Origin of the sequence: Castellaniella denitrificans (assembly GCF_027214045.1) — a bacterium.
In the GTDB taxonomy this organism is placed as follows: Bacteria; Pseudomonadota; Gammaproteobacteria; order Burkholderiales; family Burkholderiaceae_B; genus Castellaniella; species Castellaniella denitrificans_A.
On the sequence record NZ_JAPWHE010000040.1, the window covers coordinates 1 to 254 of the forward strand.

At 52.8% G+C, this 254-nt stretch carries 1 protein-coding gene; it reads right to left on the reverse strand.

What is annotated here, in order from left to right:
* A partial coding sequence (locus O4H32_RS14950) for a F0F1 ATP synthase subunit gamma (protein WP_269360409.1) occupies positions 1-189 on the reverse strand: 189 nt, incomplete at its 3' end.
* Between the last annotated feature and the right edge of the window lie 65 nt (positions 190-254).

The window sequence follows — 254 nt, forward strand, 5'->3', positions numbered from 1 at the left end:
GTACTGGACGTTCGCCTTGGCAATGTGCCCAATAACCTGACGCATCTTTTCCGCATAAGGGCGTGTCGCCTTCATGCGTTCCTGAGCCTTACGCATCTTGCTCGCCGCCACCATTTCCATGGCGCTGGTGATCTTCTGCGTGCTCTTGATGCTGGATATCTGGTTACGTATTTCTTTTCCGACGGCCATAACTCACTGCCTTCTCAAGTTAGACACTCATTGCTCTGAAATCGGCCTGCAACACGTTGCAGGCC